Raw genomic sequence first — 18,068 nt, 5'->3', positions numbered from 1 at the left:
TAAATTTTAAATAAAATAATAGAGCTCTAGAAATCTTGATATTATCAGATTTCTGGGGCTCTATTTGTTTCTATTATGCGATTATACGTATTGGTTTACAGGATTTTGAAAAATACGCTAAAAAATGTGCAGAAATCTCCTGATTTCGATCAGAAGATGGGGATGTATGCATAGAACTTCCTCGATCGCTTACATTGCCATATTTAATCTGTTTCTTGCCTTAAGTCTAAACTTATTTTGCAGTCATATATACATTATAATGTTATAATTATTCTATATTAAAAGGTGGTGAAATTAATATGCCATTGAAAGGTGTAAGGCTCAGAATCTATCCAACACAATTACAGATACAACGTATTGAATCGAATTTTGGTGCGGTTCGCAAAGTTTGGAACCTTATGCTAGCTATGCAAAAGGACAGAAACAAAAATAATCCGAATTGCAGGTTTGTTAGTAAATATGATATGAATCTCTTTTTACCATTATTAAAAAAGGAACCAGAATATTCATTCTTAAAACAAGCTGAGAGTACCAGCCTACAAAGTGCAATCATTGATTTATCTGAGGCATTCAAAAAGTTTTTTAGGGAACACTCCGGTTATCCTAGATTCAAAAGTAGAAAATATCCAAGACAAAGCTACCGTTCAACATGTGTTAATCATAATATCAAACAGCTAGGCAAGAACTATATCAAACTGCCTAAACTTGGAGAAATGAGATTCAAGTGTGGTAGAAATATACCCGAAACAATAAAATCAGTTACTATCTATAGAAATTTAGCTGGCAAGTATTACGCTGTGTTACTAGTTGAATGTGAAAACCAAATATTCGATAAGACACAGGTTACTGTTGGACTTGATATGGGAGTTACTGATTTGATAATCACTTCTGATTCTGTTAAATACCCAACCATTCATTTTGACAAGATATTTGCTAAGAAGAAACTACATTGGGAACGTAAACTTGCTAGAAGAAGATTGCTTGCTATCAAGAATAGAGCTAAAATTAAGAAATTAGGGTTAGTTGATCCAAAACCCTTAGAAGATTATAAGAATGTTCAAAAGGCAAAAATCATGGTAGCTAAGTATTCTGAAAGGGTTGCGAATCAGCGTAGGGATTACTTAAATAAGATTACTACTCAATTAGTCAAAGACTATGATGTTATAGTAGTTGAAGATTTGAAAATCAAAAATCTTCTAAAGAATCATAATCTTGCACGTTCTATTGCTAACCAATCATGGAGAATGATTAGAACAATGTTGGAATACAAGTGTGAATGGTATGGCAAGAAATTAATAGTAGTTGATCCATTCAAGACTAGTCAGTTTTGTGCTGAATGTGGATATGATGATGGTAAGCATGAGTTAGATGTCAGACGTTGGACTTGTCCAGAATGTAATTCTGATAATGATCGTGATATTAATGCAAGTAAAAATATTTTAATGAAAGGCTTGGAACAAGCCATAGTAATATAGCGATGACCAATACTGAACGGCTGAAATGCTTGACAGCAAGTCATGTGTTCCTAGAAGCTCGGTACTTTAGTGCCGGGTAGTTCACTTGAACACCTGCCACCACTTTGGTGGGGTTGTAACGGCAAACCCATTGTAGGGGCTTGTCGTTTTTTATAACAGATATTAATTTAAACTACAATTAAAAACAAAATCCTAGAAACTCTGTAATTATACAGATATTTCTAGGATTTTTATGTGTTCTAGTTTCTATTACCAAAGATAGAAAGGATACTCAAGAAGATGTTAATGAAGTCCATTACCAAACTAATTGAGGCTACCAATGCGATGGCACCAAGGTTTTGTGAACCTTGAGAACTTGTATAGATACGTTTGATATTTTGTGAATCAAAGGCGATGTAGAACAAGAATACAAGAATAACAGCAATGTTAACAAGAAGTGCTGCGACTGTACTGTGGAAGATAACAATGTTAAGGAATGAAACGATAATGATTGAAATCAATCCGATCAATAACGTTCTGCTCCAACTTGTTAAATCCTTCTTAGTGAAGAAACCAATTCCGGCAGAAACGATGAAGATTACTGAGGTTACTGCAAGAGATTGGACAATACTTGAGGCTGTATACATGTAGAACACTGGAACACCGAATACTGACATCGTTAGGATGAATAGGATGTAACTAACGAACGTCATTGCGTACGAAGTTGTTGCAAATCGATTTGCCATACTGATGAATGCAAATGCGATGGCAATTGTTGCTAGTGAAAAGATTAGTGCGTGTGAACCCATCATGTTCATGATTGTGTACGAAAGTGAAGTGTTTCTGGCAATGGCATTAGCTGCCACAGTCCAGAAAGCAACACCAAGACCAGTGTACAAGTACACTAGAGAAGTGAAACGAGCCAAGCCAGTGGCTCTTGCTTTGTCTATTGATTGCATTTATTGCCCTCCTTTTGGTATTGAATATTGTAACAAATCTTGGGAGGGATTGCAGGTTTGGGAGATATATTTATTTCCCACCATAACGGTAATCGAACCAAGTAAGCACGCCAGATAGAATAGCAATCAGCACAATAGCGGCAGCGTGCCAATATTTGTTACGCATGAATATTGCAATGTATTCACGAATAATAGCATTGGGTAAGAAGAACTTAGCGGTATGCGCACCAATTCCGTCAGCTTTCAATCCAGCTTGTTTAGCGACCATCCCTGCACGGAAGGTGTGATATCCGTTTGTTACAAAGATGGCTTTAGGATTCTCAATGTTTTCTTTTTCAATTATTTTTTTGGAGTACAACATATTTTGGTAGGTATTCACGGATTCCATTTCAGCGACTCCATCGTCCTTAGGAAGCCCAACGCCTAGGGCATAGTTCAACATTGCTGTACCTTCAGGGAGCTTTTCGTCGCCACCTTGTCCACCAGAAAAAATCATTTTGGCAATTTTACCAGTTTTTCTAATTTGCTTATAGTAGAAGGCTAGTCCACGGTCAATTCTTTGTGCTAACAATGGGGAAACTTGATCACCATTCAACAAGCCAGCGCCAAGAACAATAATGTAATCTTGGTTATATTTTGGATGATTGAATTGGTACAACACTAACATAGTCAGGTAATTGTAGAACCAAAATAGGACATAGAATAATATCATATTTGAAGCTAATATGATGTAAGATGCAGCCACTGGCGGGATGTGTTCTGTTAACCAATTGGCAAAGAATGGTAGCAGTAAAACAGCTATTCCCAGTACTAGTGTCAGCATATTTGCTAACGAGTGGCTTTCACGTTTCCAAACTATCCAAGCATTCCATAATAGCAGTAAGGCTTGTAATGCAAAGGTGATACCCACTACTGTCAGGAATACTACGAAGATAGCGACACTTCCAATAATTAGTGGGTGATTGTCAGTTCCCAGAATTGTCATTGCGAGAACTGGTAAGAATGTATATAGAAATAAGTTAAACCAAATTCCGTTACTTAAACGGCGCTTTTCACGATGATAAACTAATGCAAAAGATATTCCGAAAAATATCGGTATTAGCCATAACCAATAAAGTACGGCGGGTATTGGAACCCAAGGTTGTTGGCTCATAAAAATCCCTCCCTGATTTTTTTACAGATAATTTACTTAGTAACAATTTCAACAGTACTACGGCCATCCCCAACTTTCTTAATAAGAACCTGCTGGCCAATAGTAGCTTTCATAGTTTCGATATGACTGATAACACCGACCATTCGATTTTCACCGATAGTTTCAAGTGCGGTCATCGACTTACCAAGTGTCTCATGATCAAGTGAACCGAATCCTTCATCAATGAACAAGGCATCGATTTTGACACCATTAGCTGACGATTGAACGACTTCACTTAATGACAAGGCAATTGATAGTGCGGCAATGAAAGTTTCACCACCTGATAAAGTATCGGATGAACGAGTTGCACCAGTTTCGTTGTCATAAACATTGATATCCAATCCATGGTCAGTCCGTTTATCAGAACCTTGTTCGGCAATTTCAAAGCTGTAACGATTGTTAGATAATAGGTTGATGAAGTTATGATTGGCGTAATCGAGAACCTTACGTAGGTAATTTTGAACAACGAAAGTTTCGAGCTTCAGCTTATCGTCATTGCCATCTTTACCGTTAACGATGTTGTATAGACTAGTAATTTCGGCGAGCTTTTTGCCAAAACTACTTTGATTCTTAATGATTTGTTTAATCTTTTTAAAGTTTGCAGAGATATTATCGTAAGTCAATTTCAGCTGTGCAGCTTTTGTGACTGCCAGGTTATTGGCTTCTTTTTGTGTATTCAAAACTTGTTGCAGTTGATCGATATCGGGAACTTTTGCATCAATTAGTTCAGCAGTCACTTTTTTGATGTCAGCGTTCAACATTTCTTTTTCTTTATTATATGAAGAAATCGTTTCGTTTAGCTTGTTATTGATGCCATCATTAATTTCAGTTATCCAAGACTTCAAAGTAGTTATATCAGAAGTCTTGGCGTCTTTAGATTGCAATGCAGTATCCAAGTTATTTTGTAGCTTATCAATTGAATTAATTTGTTTTTCAAGTTGATCATTAATATCCTTCAGCTGAGTTTGACCGTTAGATAAGATAACTTCACTTTGATGTACTTTAGTTTTGGATGCTTCTAATTGAGAGTTGAACTCAGTTATTTCTTGTTTTAAGTCAGCTTGTTCAGTTGTCAGTTCTTGACCGCTTTTGGTACCTTCAGTGATTTTTGCAGTCAAGTCAGCTAAGTCATTTTGGTAAGTAGTTTGTTTTGATTTGCTACCGGTTAATTTAAGTTGATTATCAGATATAGCTTGTTCATTTTTCTTGAGCGAATTCTCTAATGTATCAATTTCTTTGGCTAACTTAGCAGCAGTGGCTAAATTGGAATCAATTTCAGTAGTTTTGGTGTTGAAGATTTTTTTAATCGTATCAAGATCGAACTCACCTGGGAATTCGATTTTGGATGAACTTGTTAATTCAACGTAGGTAGAATTAATTTGTTCATTTACAGATATTAATTCTTTATTTGAATCATCAAGTTGCTTAGTAATTTCAGTAAGATTTTTTTGAGCAGTTTTTAAGTTTTGTTCAGCAGCTGCAAAATTCTTTTGAGAGGTATCCACGTCGTCAATCGACTTCTTTAATTCACCTTCGTTTGCAACGACCTCATGACTAACATTGGGATGAACAGTCGATCCGCAGACGACACAAGGCTGTCCATCAACTAATTCTTGTTGGAGCTGAGCAATCATTAATGATTGTCTGGTTCCAATCTTTTGTTGGTAATCTTCTTTGGCGGTCTCAAGCTTGTTTTGTCTTATTTCTACCTCTGATTTAGCATCGATCAATTTACTTTGTAATTTTGAGATATCATGTGTGATACTATCTTGCCTGGTTTTGATAGGTGACAGTGTTTCTACGAAGTTATCTTTTTCATGTAACAAGTCATCTTTTTGTTTTTGTAGTGTTTCAGTAGAAATCAAATTAGCTTGTTTAGATGCGATTTGAGTTCTCAGATCGTCGGAAGTTTTAGTTTGCTTAGTTATTTCAGCAGAAATCGTTTCTATTTGTGGTTGCACAAGAGCTAGATTGTGAGTTAACTCTTCGCGACGAGAAACTAAGGGAATCAGGTTAGATAATGAATCCACACGTTTGTTTTTAGCATCAATATTAGATTGCTTATCAGTTAGAATGGTTAAGTTTTCATCAGCATCGGCATTTTGTTTCTTGGCGGATGACAATTGAGTTTCGATGGCATTTTTGTCATCAAGACTGTGCTTTTGTTCGCCATTTGTCCTGTCTAAATCTCGGATAATATCTTTTAGTTCATTAGCCCAGTTGAGTTCAGCCACGTGTTTGATCGATTCTTCAACGTCTGCTTGTTTATCAGTAATATCTGTTTTGAATTGGGCTTTCAATTCATCTAAACGTTCGAACTTTTTCTGGATGTCCGTGGCGGCTTTTAGTTCTTGGTCGGCTTTAGTGAGAGCTTTATTTGTTATATCAGCTTCACTTTGAGCCTCAGCCATTTGTGATTTTCGCTCAGCAACGAATTTCTCTAGAATTATGACCTTTTGGTCGTCAGCTTCATGTTTGAGCGTTTCTAATTCTGATTCGTCCAAGTTCATGGCAGTTATCTGGGTATTTATTTCAGTTTCAAAGCCAGTATTTTGTTTTTTGGCGTCATCATATTTGGCTTTTAATGCATCTGTGAAGTCGTCAAAAATTTGAGTACCAAATATTCGCTTGAGGATGGATACTTTGTCGTCAGTTTTAGCTTTCAAGAATTCCGAAAAATCATTTTGTGGAAGCAAGATGATCTTTTTGAATTGATCGGCGTTTAACTTCAAGATATCGGCGATTTCTGTACCGACATCAACTGGTTTACCGGCGATACTTTGAATTTCAGCTCCACCAACTTTTTCAACTATACCAAGTGTTGCGGTGGGCTTTTTGTTGGTCAAACCTTTTCCTCGGCTTTTTTCTAATCTTTGTTCTGGTGTGCGCTCAACTTTGTAGAGGTTATTTCCTTGTTCAAAGTAAAAAATAACACTGGTAGCACCATTATCTGGGGCAAACTGGCTACGCATTTCTTTGGCATCGCGATCACTAGTTGTACTGCCAAAAAGGGCGAAAGTCATGGCATCAAAAATCGTTGATTTACCAGCTCCAGTATCACCACCAATTAGGAAAATGGGTGCTTCTTCTAATCGTCTGAAGTCGATAATTGAATGTTCATGTGGTCCAAAATAATTCATCTCTAAGTAAACTGGTTTCAATTTATTCGCCCCTTTCTAATTCTACGAAGATATTATCAACTAATGATTTTTGTTCTTCTGATAGCTCATCACCAGTAATTGATTCGAAGAATTTACCGACAACATCCTCATTACTCATTTGACTGATATTTTGTGAAGTTGCTTCTTGATCATTCTTCTTCTCGACATTGTCATAATCCAACTCGACGACAGTTCCGTAGATATCCTGTAGTTGTGCACGCACATTAGTTGAGACGTGCTGACTGCGATCAAATTCTTTGATGGTGATGGCGAACCAATCTTTTCTGACAGGTTGTTTGGAATAGAATTCTGGATCGAGTAAAGTTTCCCAAGTTTCTTCCAGTACTATTAGGTCGGTTCCGGGTGTGATTTTGCGGAAATCTGTTTTGTCTGGTTGCTCGTCGGTATCAACGATATAAATACCTTTGTCAGTAGTCATCTTGGCTTCTTTGACGTTGAATTTGACTGGACTTCCGCTGTATCTGATCTTGTCGCTTGGTGATGCGAGGTGAGTGTGAATGTGACCAAGCATTACGTAGTCGAACTTGTCGAACTGTGAAGCAATCACCGTTTCAAGTCCACCGACTTTTGAAGTTGTTTCACTAGTTAACTCTATTTCTTTATCGGCACTGGGAGATACCGCGAAGTGAGTTATCAAAATGTGTTTTTTGTCGGTATCGAATGATTTGTACATGTCATTTACGACTAATGTCATTGCATCGCCAATAGTTCTGATGCCTTTAACTTTATCCTCGTCCATACCTTGTTGCTGATAATAGACACGGGCATCCATTGGATCGAAGAAGGGTAGTAAGAACAGTTGCGTATCTTCAGTTTCAATTGGTGTGAATGCTTCTTCTAGTAAGGTATTGATGTGAAAATTATTGAATTCCATCCAGTCACGTCCGTAATTCAGACGCTTAGCACCATCGTGATTTCCTGAAATGGCGTAGATGGGAAACTTATTGTCGATATTCAGTTCTTTGAACATCTCATTTAAGGTAGTAATTGCATCAGTACTAGGGATGGCGCGGTCATAAATATCCCCAGCGACCACGATACCATCGACTTTTTCATCTTTAGCAATTTGTAGAATTTGTTTGAAGGCATATTTTTGTTCGTCTAATAACGAGTAGCCGTTAAGCGTTCGACCAATGTGCCAATCGGCAGTGTGTAATAGTTTCATATTAATCCCTCCGTTAGATATGTTAATTGTAGCAAAAAAGAGAGTGTAGGAAGTCTTTATTCTTACACTCTCTTGATAAGTTTTTTGGTTTTTGTTGCCGCTTCCGATTACGAAAAAAATTATCTGCCGTGTGGAACGATTCAAGCCAAAATGCGGTCTTGAATCTCGACTTGAAGCTTTGCATCGCAAATCTCCAAGCTCTTCCAGTGGCTTTGCCACTCTCACGGCTGATAAATTTTTTGTAATCTCCAGCTAATGATGCTAGGTACGATATCTGTATAATCTATCTAGTTTTTATCGGTCACTGTATTGAAAATCAAAGGAACTATTTTTTGAAGTTTAACTTTGGATTAATGATGTATACTTTATTTGTTGTAACCGCTATCACAATACAGTTTGGGGGGATTTACTTATGAATAACGTTAAATTATCAAAGAGGAGAAAATTAACGATTGTAGGGGTAACTTTCTTTTCAGCAATTATTTTGGGAGGATTAAATACTACTAAAGTAAGTGCGACCGTTGATGACCAACAAGTTAATAGTCAGACAGTTAATCAGAACGAAGTTAATGGAACAATAAGTGAGAATGGTACAGACGCAGAAACTGGTTTTGTTCCAGATACTAAAGATAATGCAGATGAACCAGATAATAGTTCGAAGTTATCTAGGAAGGCATTGCCAGCTGGTAATAATAATTCTGATGATCAATCTGAAAACGATATTAATGATAATACGGAGAGAGATAATCAAATACCTAGTGTGAATGAAACTGTTTCTTCCAATAGTGACGAGTCAGTTTCAGATTCGTCCACACCAGCATCTAAAGAAATTCCTGTTTCCGATTCTCAAGGAGATTTACTTGATTGGAATAATAGAAACAATTATGATCCTAGTGCGAATAGTGGAATTATTATTAATTATAAAATCAAGGGAACAGATGGCGCAGAGCAAAATGCAGTGACTAATCAGCGAGGAGATAGAATTTTTGTTGGTAATGCTGGAGATACCGTAGATCTAACTAAGTCTCTTCCCGATGGTTATGCACTTATAAATGAGTCTGACAGAATTCAAACTATTGGAGTAGCATATGATGGAACGAATGCTAGTTCATATATAGATGGAATAACTAAAACTGTTTATGTTACTAGAGCGGAAGGGAGTACGGCACAAGTTCTTCCAGTTGTGTATGGATTTAAATATGGGGAGATAAAGTTTCCCAGTCTCTATATAACTTATTTGGATGAAAATATGGGACCATCAGGGTTCATGACAAGTTTGCTTCCGATTGGATTTAGAACTGAACTGACAAGTGAGCCCAATCCAGTTACTTATATGCTATATAATGGGATACATAGTAATAGATTTGATAAACCCATAATAAAAGATGAATTAACTAAGTTGAGTAATTCTGTAAATTTTGTTTTGGGTAATAAAACAATAAGCACAAAAACAATGGATGAAATGCAAATAGGTAATACTACTAGTATAGCGGCACCTGCAGGATATAAGTTCTCAGATGGAACTACGACAAAAACTATTACGATAGGTGCTGCTAGTCCGATGTATATGGCTTATTATGAATCATTAGGAATAACAGATATCGATCCCTCAGTGCATGATTTTAGCATTATAAAAGATCCAAGTATTGCATCTAAAAAGAATGTCACTTTGGATGTTGAAAAAGGAAAAAAATGGAGTCCATCTGAGACTTATGATGCGATAAATAGTACAGACGAAAATGGTAATTCAATTCCGTATGAGAATTTAACATCAGTTGAAATTAAAAAAAATGGAACTGATATTCCTGAAACTGGTGTGAATATAGATTTATCGGAACCAGCAACTTATACAGTTATTTATAGATTTAATGATTATTCATCAAGTACCGTAGTTAATGTTGTTAAAAATACTGTTGAACCAACAATCAAAGTTCATGATTCTAATTTAAAGCCGGGCGAATCGTGGAATGTCAAAGATAACTTTGATAGCGCAATGGATGAGTATGGAGAACCATTGGATATATCTAGGATTAAAGTGGATTCCTCTAAGATAAAACCTGATATAGCTGGTGTTTACAATGTCATTTTTACGTATGGTAATGTAAGCTCCATTGCTAAAGTGACAGTTACACAGCTTTCAACATTGGCTGTCAAACCGTCAACTGTACATGTAGGGACTAAGTGGGATGCAAATAGTAGTTTTGTAAGTGCAACAGATGAGAATGGTAACGCTGTTGATTTATCTGAAGTGATGGTAGATTCATCAAAACTAGATATTGAAACTCCCGGAGTATATAATGTGATATATAGTTACGATGGTATTACAAGAACAGTACCAGTGACAGTAACGCAAGATGCGACAATGGAATTGAAACCATCATCAGTACGCGTAGGTGAAAAATGGAATGCAAGTAGTAGCTTTGTAAGTGCAACAGATGAGAATGGAAATTCTGTTGACTTATCTAAAGTATCAATTGATTCATCAAAGTTGGATATCAAAACTCCTGGAACATATGATGTTATTTTCGCATACGGTGGTTTAATAAAGACAACGCAAGTTAAGGTTTTGCCTAATAGCAATAATTCAAGCGTGATAGTTACTCCTTCAAGTGATAAGAAGTGGGTCATTAATGCACCTTATTTAGTAAAGGCTGATAATTATGCACGAATATATAGTTCACCATCATTAAATAATCCAGTGAAAACACGGAGCTTGGCTCATGATACTGACTGGATGGTTGGATCAGCTATTCAAAATAGCGAGGGAACTTTCTACAAGGTGGCGACTCATGAATGGGTTAAAGCTGAAGATATGTGGGCATTTAAGCAAGTGGCAGGAATACTTTATGTGGATAATTCAAATAATGCTGAAGTATATAGTACAGTTGATGTTTCTAAAAGGATTGATAGGAAATTAGGATATCAAACAGCTTGGGTTGTTGACCGTATAGCAATTGATGGCGCTGGAAACACACTCTATCGTGTTGGTGTAGGAAATTATGTTAAGTCATCAGATGTTACAGAGGTGACTTCGGATACCAAGAATAGAGGAGTAGTCAAAGTAACTGGAAACGACAATGTTGCTCTTTATCATCTTGATTATTATGGAAATGTATCTAAGGCTTCTCGTGCTGTGGCAGGTGGTACTGCATGGATTTCTAATAGCAAGCGAGAATTGAATGGTATAACTTATTATAAAGTTTCTAGTTCAGAATGGATTTCGGAAAATGATTCAGTATTTGTAAAACAAAATTAGATAGAAAAAGCTCTGAGAATGTTTAACGTTCTCAGGGCTTTTGTTATTTTGGAATAAAATAAAAGTAATATAGTAAAACGAGCCGTAGGCGAAATCTATTCGGTAACCTCAGAATCAGCAGTCTTCAATGCATTAGCAACAGCTTCTTTAATAGCACGACTAGAAGCAGATGCACCAGAGATAGCATCTACATCAACTGAGTTCTTGGCTACGATATCTTTTGGCAATTGTTCGACAGCTTGTTTGCCATAGTCATCGGACTCACTCTGTTTCAAGACTTCAACATTCTTAATATCTTTATTGTCGTCAATTGTTACACGAACGACTATTTCATTACCCATGCCAGCGGTTGATTTACCAATATATTGATTTGGTCCAGTTTCAAAATTGTCTTCAGAAATATCCGAACCTAAGGTACCAACTTTTTTGTTTTCGTCATGTTGGCTAGCAGATGTATTTGCATCGTAACCGGTCAAGTCGGCAGAGACACCATTAGCGGCATTTTCACCAGCAATTTTACCAATGATCAGGTCTTCAGCTAGGTTACTGCCACCGTTGTATTTACGTCCCATCATGCTACCCAATTCACCGGCAGCATATAGATTAGGGATGACTTTTCCGTCTACATCGATTACTTCGGCTTGTGCGTTGTGAACTGGTCCGCCTTGAGTATTCAATAATCCTTGTGCCAATGGAACGGCATAGAATGGTCCATCATCAAGAGCAGTTAATGTTTCAGGATCACGGTTGAAGGCGTAGTCACGTTTTACTTCGGCGAAGTGATTGAAATCTTCAATTGTTCCTTTAATTTTATCAACGTCAACGTTCATAGCTTTTGCTAAATCATTTAAGGTATCAGCTTTAACAGCCATCTTTAAGAATTCTGGATATGGAGCATTTTCGTCATTTGATAACTCGTCATATTTCTTTTGATCGAAGACTACGTATGGATGCAATTGAGCATTTGGCACTCTCCATTGTCCATGGTCTTGAATGTGTCCATGTCTGTGAATTTCATTTTCATCAAAGTAACGTGTTCCGTCATCACCGACAACGAAGACACTGCCTTGATGGAATGCTGGCCAATCAAATGGCATGAATAGGGCACGTTCACCGTCTTGTGGCTTTGGTGTTAATCCATGGAAAATACCATAGGCTTCATAGTTAGCCATGTTATACATCTTTGCACCGACATCTTCAGCCATTGAAACACCAGCACCTTTGTTATATAAGGAGCCAATTGGATGCAAGCTTGTTTCACCCAGGTATGTCTCGATCATTTCTGGATTGTTCTCGAATCCACCGGTAGTCATGACAACACCATGGTTAGCCTTGATATCTAGTAGTTTTCCATTGCGTTTGATTTGAACACCAATAACTTTCTTACTATTGGAATCTTGAATCAAATGAACAGCTGGTGTTTCATATAGAACATCGATTTGATCTGCTCGATCCAAAACTTGTTGTCTTAAGTTCTTCCAAAGTGCAGCATCAGCCACGCCCTCATGGACCGTAACTAACTCATGAGTCTTTGAACCGGGTAGTTCAGGATATTCATGAGCCATGAAGTATAGGCCTTTGTATAATGGAGAATCCTTGTGTTCATTCATCACGAATGGTTTCACACCAAGATATTTCTCTAGAAATTCAGGAATCTTATATAGTCCCTCTACATATGTATCCATTAAATTCTTATCATATGAAAGTGGATAAGCCAATTGTTTGTAATATTCTCTTAAGTCGTCGAGACTATCACCGGATGAAATAACTTGTCCAGCATAACGAGTATTACCACCTTCATGACCCTCAGGAGCTGAGTCGACCAACAATACTTTGGCACCATTATCAGCTGCAAATCTTGCTGCAGTAGCTCCGGCACCACCGAAACCTAATACGGCAACATCGTAAGTTGCGTCCCAGCTAGTATATCTATTTTTAAACATTTCCTTCACTCCTTTAACTTTGAAACTATTAAACAAGATTATTATAATTCCAATTTTTGTTTTTGTGAGCGCTTATTTAATTTAAATGTTTGATTAATTGAATAGACACTTTAAGTAAATTATACATTTCACAAAATTGATTGTAAGCGATATCATGATTGTATAAACAATTGGAGGGGTATGTATGACAGATTATAAATTTTTAAAGCCGTATACTTTTGAGAAAAAAGGCATCACAGTCAAAAATAGAATCGTAATACCACCAATGACAGAAATGATGAGCTTTTCAAATGGTGAGGTTACTCGCGATGAATTGAGGTATTACCGCATTCACACTGGTGGAGCGGGAATGTTTATCACAGCTGTAGCTAATGTTAATGATGAAGGTAAAGGATTTGAGGGTGAATTAAGCGCCGCTGATGATAAGTTTATTCCAAGTTTGGCCAGTTTGGCTGATGCAATTCATAAAGATGGAACTAAGGCAATTCTTCAAATCTTCAGTGCTGGACGTATGACGTTTACTTCAGTTTTACGAGGCAAGCAACCTGTTAGTGCAAGTGCTGTAACAGCATTACGTAATAATTCTGAAGAGCCTAGAGCATTGACAGCTGATGAAGTTGAACAAACGATCAAAGACTTTGGTCAAGCAACCAAACGTGCAATTCTCGCCGGATTCGATGGAGTGGAGATTCACGGTGCCAATACCTACTTGATTCAACAATTTTTCTCACCACATAGTAATCGTCGTGATGATAAATGGGGTGGCAGCTTAGAGAAGAGAATGGCATTCCCATTTGCAGTTATCGATGAAGCTCAAAAGGCAATTGACAAGTATGCTGATAGACCATTTATTCTTGGATATCGTTTGTCGCCTGAAGAAGTCGAGAAGCCTGGTATTACAATTGAAGATACTTTGGCATTTGTTGATGAAATTAAGAACAAGCCAATCGATTACTTACATGTTTCTATGGGTAATGTATGGCGTAAGTCATTGAATGATCCATCAATTGATACACCATTGAATTTGTTGATCAAGGAGCACTTAGGTGAGGATATTCCATTGATTGGTGTAGGTGATATTCAATCACCAGCTGATGCTGAAAAGGTTCTTGATAATGGTATTGAGTTCGCAGCAATCGGACGTGAAAGCTTACGTGAACCTAAATGGGTTCAAAAAGTAGAATCTGGTGATGAGAATGCAATTCGTTATACATTGTCACTTCAAGACCATGATGAACTAGGTTTGTCAGGTACATTCTGGGAGTTCTTACTACAATCATTTAGACCAGGATTACAAATCAGTAGTGACGAAGCAACGGATCGTTCGTTATTCAATAATGCTTTGGACGAAATATTCGCTGGAGCTAAATAGTTAATTTTTAAAAATAAAGTGTGACAAAACACATTTGATTTCTGAATATAATCTGAAAAAGTCCACGTATTTACATAGTAAATACGTGGACTTTTTTGGGGAAGGATTATATTTGATTACAAAATTTGAATCTTGTGTTCGTAACATTTGTCGATCATATCTTGTGGCCATACACTAGCTTGGACTTCACCAACGTGAGCCTTGCCTAGTAGTAACATACATAGACGTGATTGTCCGATACCGCCACCGATTGTGTATGGTAATTCGCCATTTTCAAGCATTTGGTGATATGGAAGTTTGAGACGATCTTCAGCACCAGCTTCTTTGAGTTGTGTTTTCATTGATTCTTCACTGACACGGATACCCATACTTGAGATTTCAAGTGCCATTTGTAGGGGTTCATACCAGAACAAGATATCACCGTTTAGTTTCCAGTCATCGTAGTCAGGGGCACGTCCGTCATGACGCTTACCAGATTTCATTTTGCCACCGATCTGCATTAAGAATACACAACCAAGTTCTTTGGTAATAGCATTCTCACGTTCTTTTGGTGTCATCTCTGGGAAGCGGTCTTCAAGTTCTTGTGTAGTAACGAAGTGAATCTCGTCTGGTAAGTGGTGAACAGCTTCTGGGAACTTGTACCAAACCTCGTGTTCCATATGTTTGATAACTTTGAAGATATCACGAACTGTACTCTTAAGTGTTTCAGTTGTACGTTCTTCTTTTGAGATGACTTTTTCCCAATCCCATTGGTCAACGTAGATTGAGTGGATGTTGTCCAAATCTTCGTCTTTTCTGATAGCGTTCATATTTGTATAGAGACCTGTATGCATACCGAAGCCATAACGTTTAAGAGCAACACGTTTCCATTTAGCAAGTGAGTGGACGATTTCGATAGTTTGGTCAGGGATGTCTTTCATTGAGAATGAAACAGGAGTTTCGACACCATTAAGGTTATCGTTTAGACCTGTTGATTTTTCAACGAACATTGGTGCTGACAAACGTGATAGGTTGAGTTCTTTACCGAATTCATCTTGGAATGTCTCACGGATATAGCGGATAGCTTTTTGTGTATCGATAATTGATAGCTTTGGATCATATGATTCTGGAATTGTTAAATGCATAGGTAGGTCTCCTTCATTTTTTTAATTTGATCGATGAAAGACAGGCAACAAAAAAAGTCTTCCATCCCTAATAAAAGGGACGAAAGACTTTCGCGGTACCACCCAAGTTGCTTATATAAAATAAGCCACCTCAATAAGAGTACAAAAATTCTATACTCTGCCGATGGTAACGTACCGGTTACGTCTAAACCTACTGTGGCTAAGCCATTTCAGCTAGAAACATAAGAAAGTGTTATTCAGACAAATCAAGCGCTGGTAGGGTTCTCACTATTCCCAATTCACTGTCAGGCTGATAAGTCTTACTCTTCTTTCTTGTCGTCTTTATCTTGTGACACTTATAATAATCATTTATTTTTAAAAAGTAAAGGTAAAAATTAAAATATTACTAATTATTTTATGGATTACTAATTTAAAGTGAATGCAAAAGTGATTTTTAGAGTATAAATCTTTTTGATATTTTATAAAATATAATATGAAAATAATGCCAGTTAAAGTCTAATACGACACAATGAACGAACACCTGATACAAAAGGGCTTCTAGATGGTTTTCAGCTCGTAAAAATGTCTTGAAAGACAATTTGTAAAGGATTACATTTTATTGTGTAATGTAAATAAAATGTTGATCAGGGGGACAATAAAGTGTCAACAAAAAAGGAAATATGTGAACAATTAGAAAAAGTCGATACAAAGTTTTCTATCAAGGATCCTAGTAAAAAGTTAAGATTAACTGACTTTGCATCATTCTTATCTTTTAAAAATTTACCAAGTAATGAAAAAGTAAATACTGAAGTAACCTCACACCATAACAAAAAAGGTGAAAAGGTTAAAATGACACCTAAAAATGCTGTTAAATATGCAGGAGTAGACTTGAATGTGGGTGATTCTGTCGACGATGATTCTGAATTTGATCGAAAATATATGTTTGTTGGATTGAACTGTGCGGTTCGGAAAAATAATTATAATCATGAAAAATGGCATCAGTTCCATGATCAAGAACAAATCAGCCATACATTTGATTTGGCCGCAATGACTAACAGAGAAGAGTTTGCTGGCAGTTATATTACTGATATTCTTAAAAACACATTGGATAGTAAGGCCAGTAGCGTAGGGGAAAATTTTCTTGTTAAAATGGAATCTAAGAATCCAGGGATATTTTTAAGTGGGGATATTAAAGTATTGTCTGAAGAACGTAGTAGACTAGACGCTCTTCGTTATAATCGAGATGTAAAAGCTAACAATAATCGCAAGAAACCTAGAGATAGCAGTACTATTACTCCAGCTCGTAGTTCTGAAGAACTTGAGGAATCAGTAAAGGAATATCAAAAAGCATATAAAAATAGTGCTGATCTATTTATCAAAGAATGTGAAATTATTAAGCCAGAACAATTGATTGTTTTTGGAGATACCGCCAAAATTGTTATGGATAATATGCTTAAAGCTAAGATGTTTGATAAATCGGCATTTGTTAAAAAGTTAGTTGAAGAAGCAATTGAAACTACCCATTACAGCAAACAAGGTAAAGGTACCAAGACGGTTGATTTTATGAAACACCATTTAAATGTATTGAGTGAACAAGTCGGATTGTCCGAGTTGGTCGGCTCTAAAAATTAGATATCAAAAATACCCAACAACTTTTCTGTTGTTGGGTATTTCTATACATAAATTATTTGTCATAAATAGCTTTTAAACCAGCAATATCAGCATCCGATAATGATCTGACACCTTGATTAGAAGGGTACATGATAGAGCTAGTATCATTGCTGTGATTCAATCCGAGTGCATGTCCGAGTTCATGCATTGTTACGGAATCACTGACCGCTTCGGGATAGGTCATATTGATTTTGGCAGTAGCATGATTGGTAGCGTGCTTAGTTGGATCGACTGTTTTATAAGTTAATTCCGGCCCACCAGTTCCAAGCTCCAATGTTTTAGCATTATTACCTTCGTCTTTGTAATAGATTGAGAAGGTAATTGTGTTGTCACTAGAACTGCCTTTACCTTCGACAAGTTTGACGATTCCAGTCTGATTATAGGCATAGATAGCATCGTTAAATGCTTGTCTAGCAACCTTTGGAGTCTTGTCAGTGAAATGATAGTAATAAGTATTTCCAATAACGAACTTATTTATCATCGAAAAGGCGGGAGTTCTATCAGAAGAATTAGTCTGTTGGTCATTTGAAGTGGTTGCTTCTTTTTGCGTGGTACTTGGTGTCGCAGCCTGATTAACCTGACTGTTAGGATTTATTTCAGCAATTGCGGATTCTAAGTAAACTTTTGATTTGGCTAAATTAGTAACGATTTGAGCTTGAATCGTTGTGGGTAGAACATCGGTATATTCTGCCAAAAATATGCCACCTAGAATAACTATTAGTACTAGGGATGTAATGTGTCTTCTCATGTATTGCTTCTTTCTGTTGACAT

General features: G+C 36.8%; 11 protein-coding genes and 1 other annotated feature. Of the genes, 4 read left to right on the top strand and 7 right to left on the bottom strand.

Annotated features, from left to right (window positions below; genetic code table 11):
- Positions 1–299: 299 nt before the first annotated feature.
- Entirely contained in the window at positions 300–1,475 is a 1,176-nt protein-coding gene (locus tag EKM66_RS08150) for an RNA-guided endonuclease TnpB family protein (RefSeq protein ID WP_125763468.1), read from the top strand.
- A gap of 239 nt (positions 1,476–1,714) precedes the next feature.
- Here the strand turns inward: EKM66_RS08150 and EKM66_RS08145 are convergent, their stop codons facing one another.
- The 4 genes from EKM66_RS08145 to EKM66_RS08130 all read right to left on the bottom strand — a co-directional run bounded on the left by EKM66_RS08145 (position 1,715) and on the right by EKM66_RS08130 (position 7,952).
- Entirely contained in the window at positions 1,715–2,413 is a 699-nt protein-coding gene (locus EKM66_RS08145) for a Bax inhibitor-1/YccA family protein (RefSeq protein ID WP_125763466.1), read from the bottom strand.
- A 70-nt stretch (positions 2,414–2,483) separates the two neighbouring features.
- A complete protein-coding gene (locus EKM66_RS08140; RefSeq protein WP_125763464.1) occupies positions 2,484–3,566 on the bottom strand; it encodes a YdcF family protein in 1,083 nt (360 codons plus the stop codon).
- A 32-nt stretch (positions 3,567–3,598) separates the two neighbouring features.
- Positions 3,599–6,766, bottom strand: a complete 3,168-nt coding sequence (locus EKM66_RS08135) for an SbcC/MukB-like Walker B domain-containing protein (protein ID WP_125763462.1) — start codon at positions 6,764–6,766, stop codon at positions 3,599–3,601.
- 1 nt (position 6,767) lies between these two features.
- Entirely contained in the window at positions 6,768–7,952 is a 1,185-nt protein-coding gene (locus EKM66_RS08130; RefSeq protein WP_125763460.1) for an exonuclease SbcCD subunit D, read from the bottom strand.
- A 412-nt stretch (positions 7,953–8,364) separates the two neighbouring features.
- Between EKM66_RS08130 and EKM66_RS08125 the strand changes: the two genes are divergently transcribed.
- Positions 8,365–11,208: a bacterial Ig-like domain-containing protein gene (locus EKM66_RS08125; protein ID WP_125763458.1), complete on the top strand. Its 2,844-nt coding sequence runs from the start codon at positions 8,365–8,367 to the stop codon at positions 11,206–11,208.
- 95 nt (positions 11,209–11,303) lie between these two features.
- Here EKM66_RS08125 and EKM66_RS08120 read toward each other — a convergent pair whose 3' ends face one another.
- Positions 11,304–13,151, bottom strand: a complete 1,848-nt coding sequence (locus tag EKM66_RS08120) for an FAD-binding protein (protein ID WP_125763456.1) — start codon at positions 13,149–13,151, stop codon at positions 11,304–11,306.
- A gap of 184 nt (positions 13,152–13,335) precedes the next feature.
- On the opposite strand from EKM66_RS08120, the gene EKM66_RS08115 reads away from it, so the two are divergent.
- Positions 13,336–14,523 (top strand): NADH-dependent flavin oxidoreductase, encoded by a 1,188-nt coding sequence (locus tag EKM66_RS08115; RefSeq protein ID WP_125763454.1) that lies wholly within the window; start codon positions 13,336–13,338, stop codon positions 14,521–14,523.
- Positions 14,524–14,639: 116 nt separating this feature from the next.
- Here the strand turns inward: EKM66_RS08115 and asnA are convergent, their stop codons facing one another.
- A complete protein-coding gene (asnA, locus tag EKM66_RS08110; protein ID WP_125763452.1) occupies positions 14,640–15,647 on the bottom strand; it encodes an aspartate--ammonia ligase in 1,008 nt (335 codons plus the stop codon).
- Between the two features lie 72 nt (positions 15,648–15,719).
- Positions 15,720–15,972, bottom strand: a binding site (T-box leader).
- A 314-nt stretch (positions 15,973–16,286) separates the two neighbouring features.
- Between asnA and EKM66_RS08105 the strand changes: the two genes are divergently transcribed.
- Entirely contained in the window at positions 16,287–17,258 is a 972-nt protein-coding gene (locus EKM66_RS08105; protein WP_125763450.1) for a hypothetical protein, read from the top strand.
- Between the two features lie 52 nt (positions 17,259–17,310).
- Here the strand turns inward: EKM66_RS08105 and EKM66_RS08100 are convergent, their stop codons facing one another.
- A complete protein-coding gene (locus EKM66_RS08100; RefSeq protein WP_164505094.1) occupies positions 17,311–17,991 on the bottom strand; it encodes a matrixin family metalloprotease in 681 nt (226 codons plus the stop codon).
- Between the last annotated feature and the right edge of the window lie 77 nt (positions 17,992–18,068).

The organism is Companilactobacillus hulinensis, from assembly GCF_003946555.1.
Taxonomy (GTDB): Bacteria; Bacillota; Bacilli; order Lactobacillales; family Lactobacillaceae; genus Companilactobacillus; species Companilactobacillus hulinensis.
This window is presented reverse-complemented; position numbering and strand designations above follow the sequence as displayed.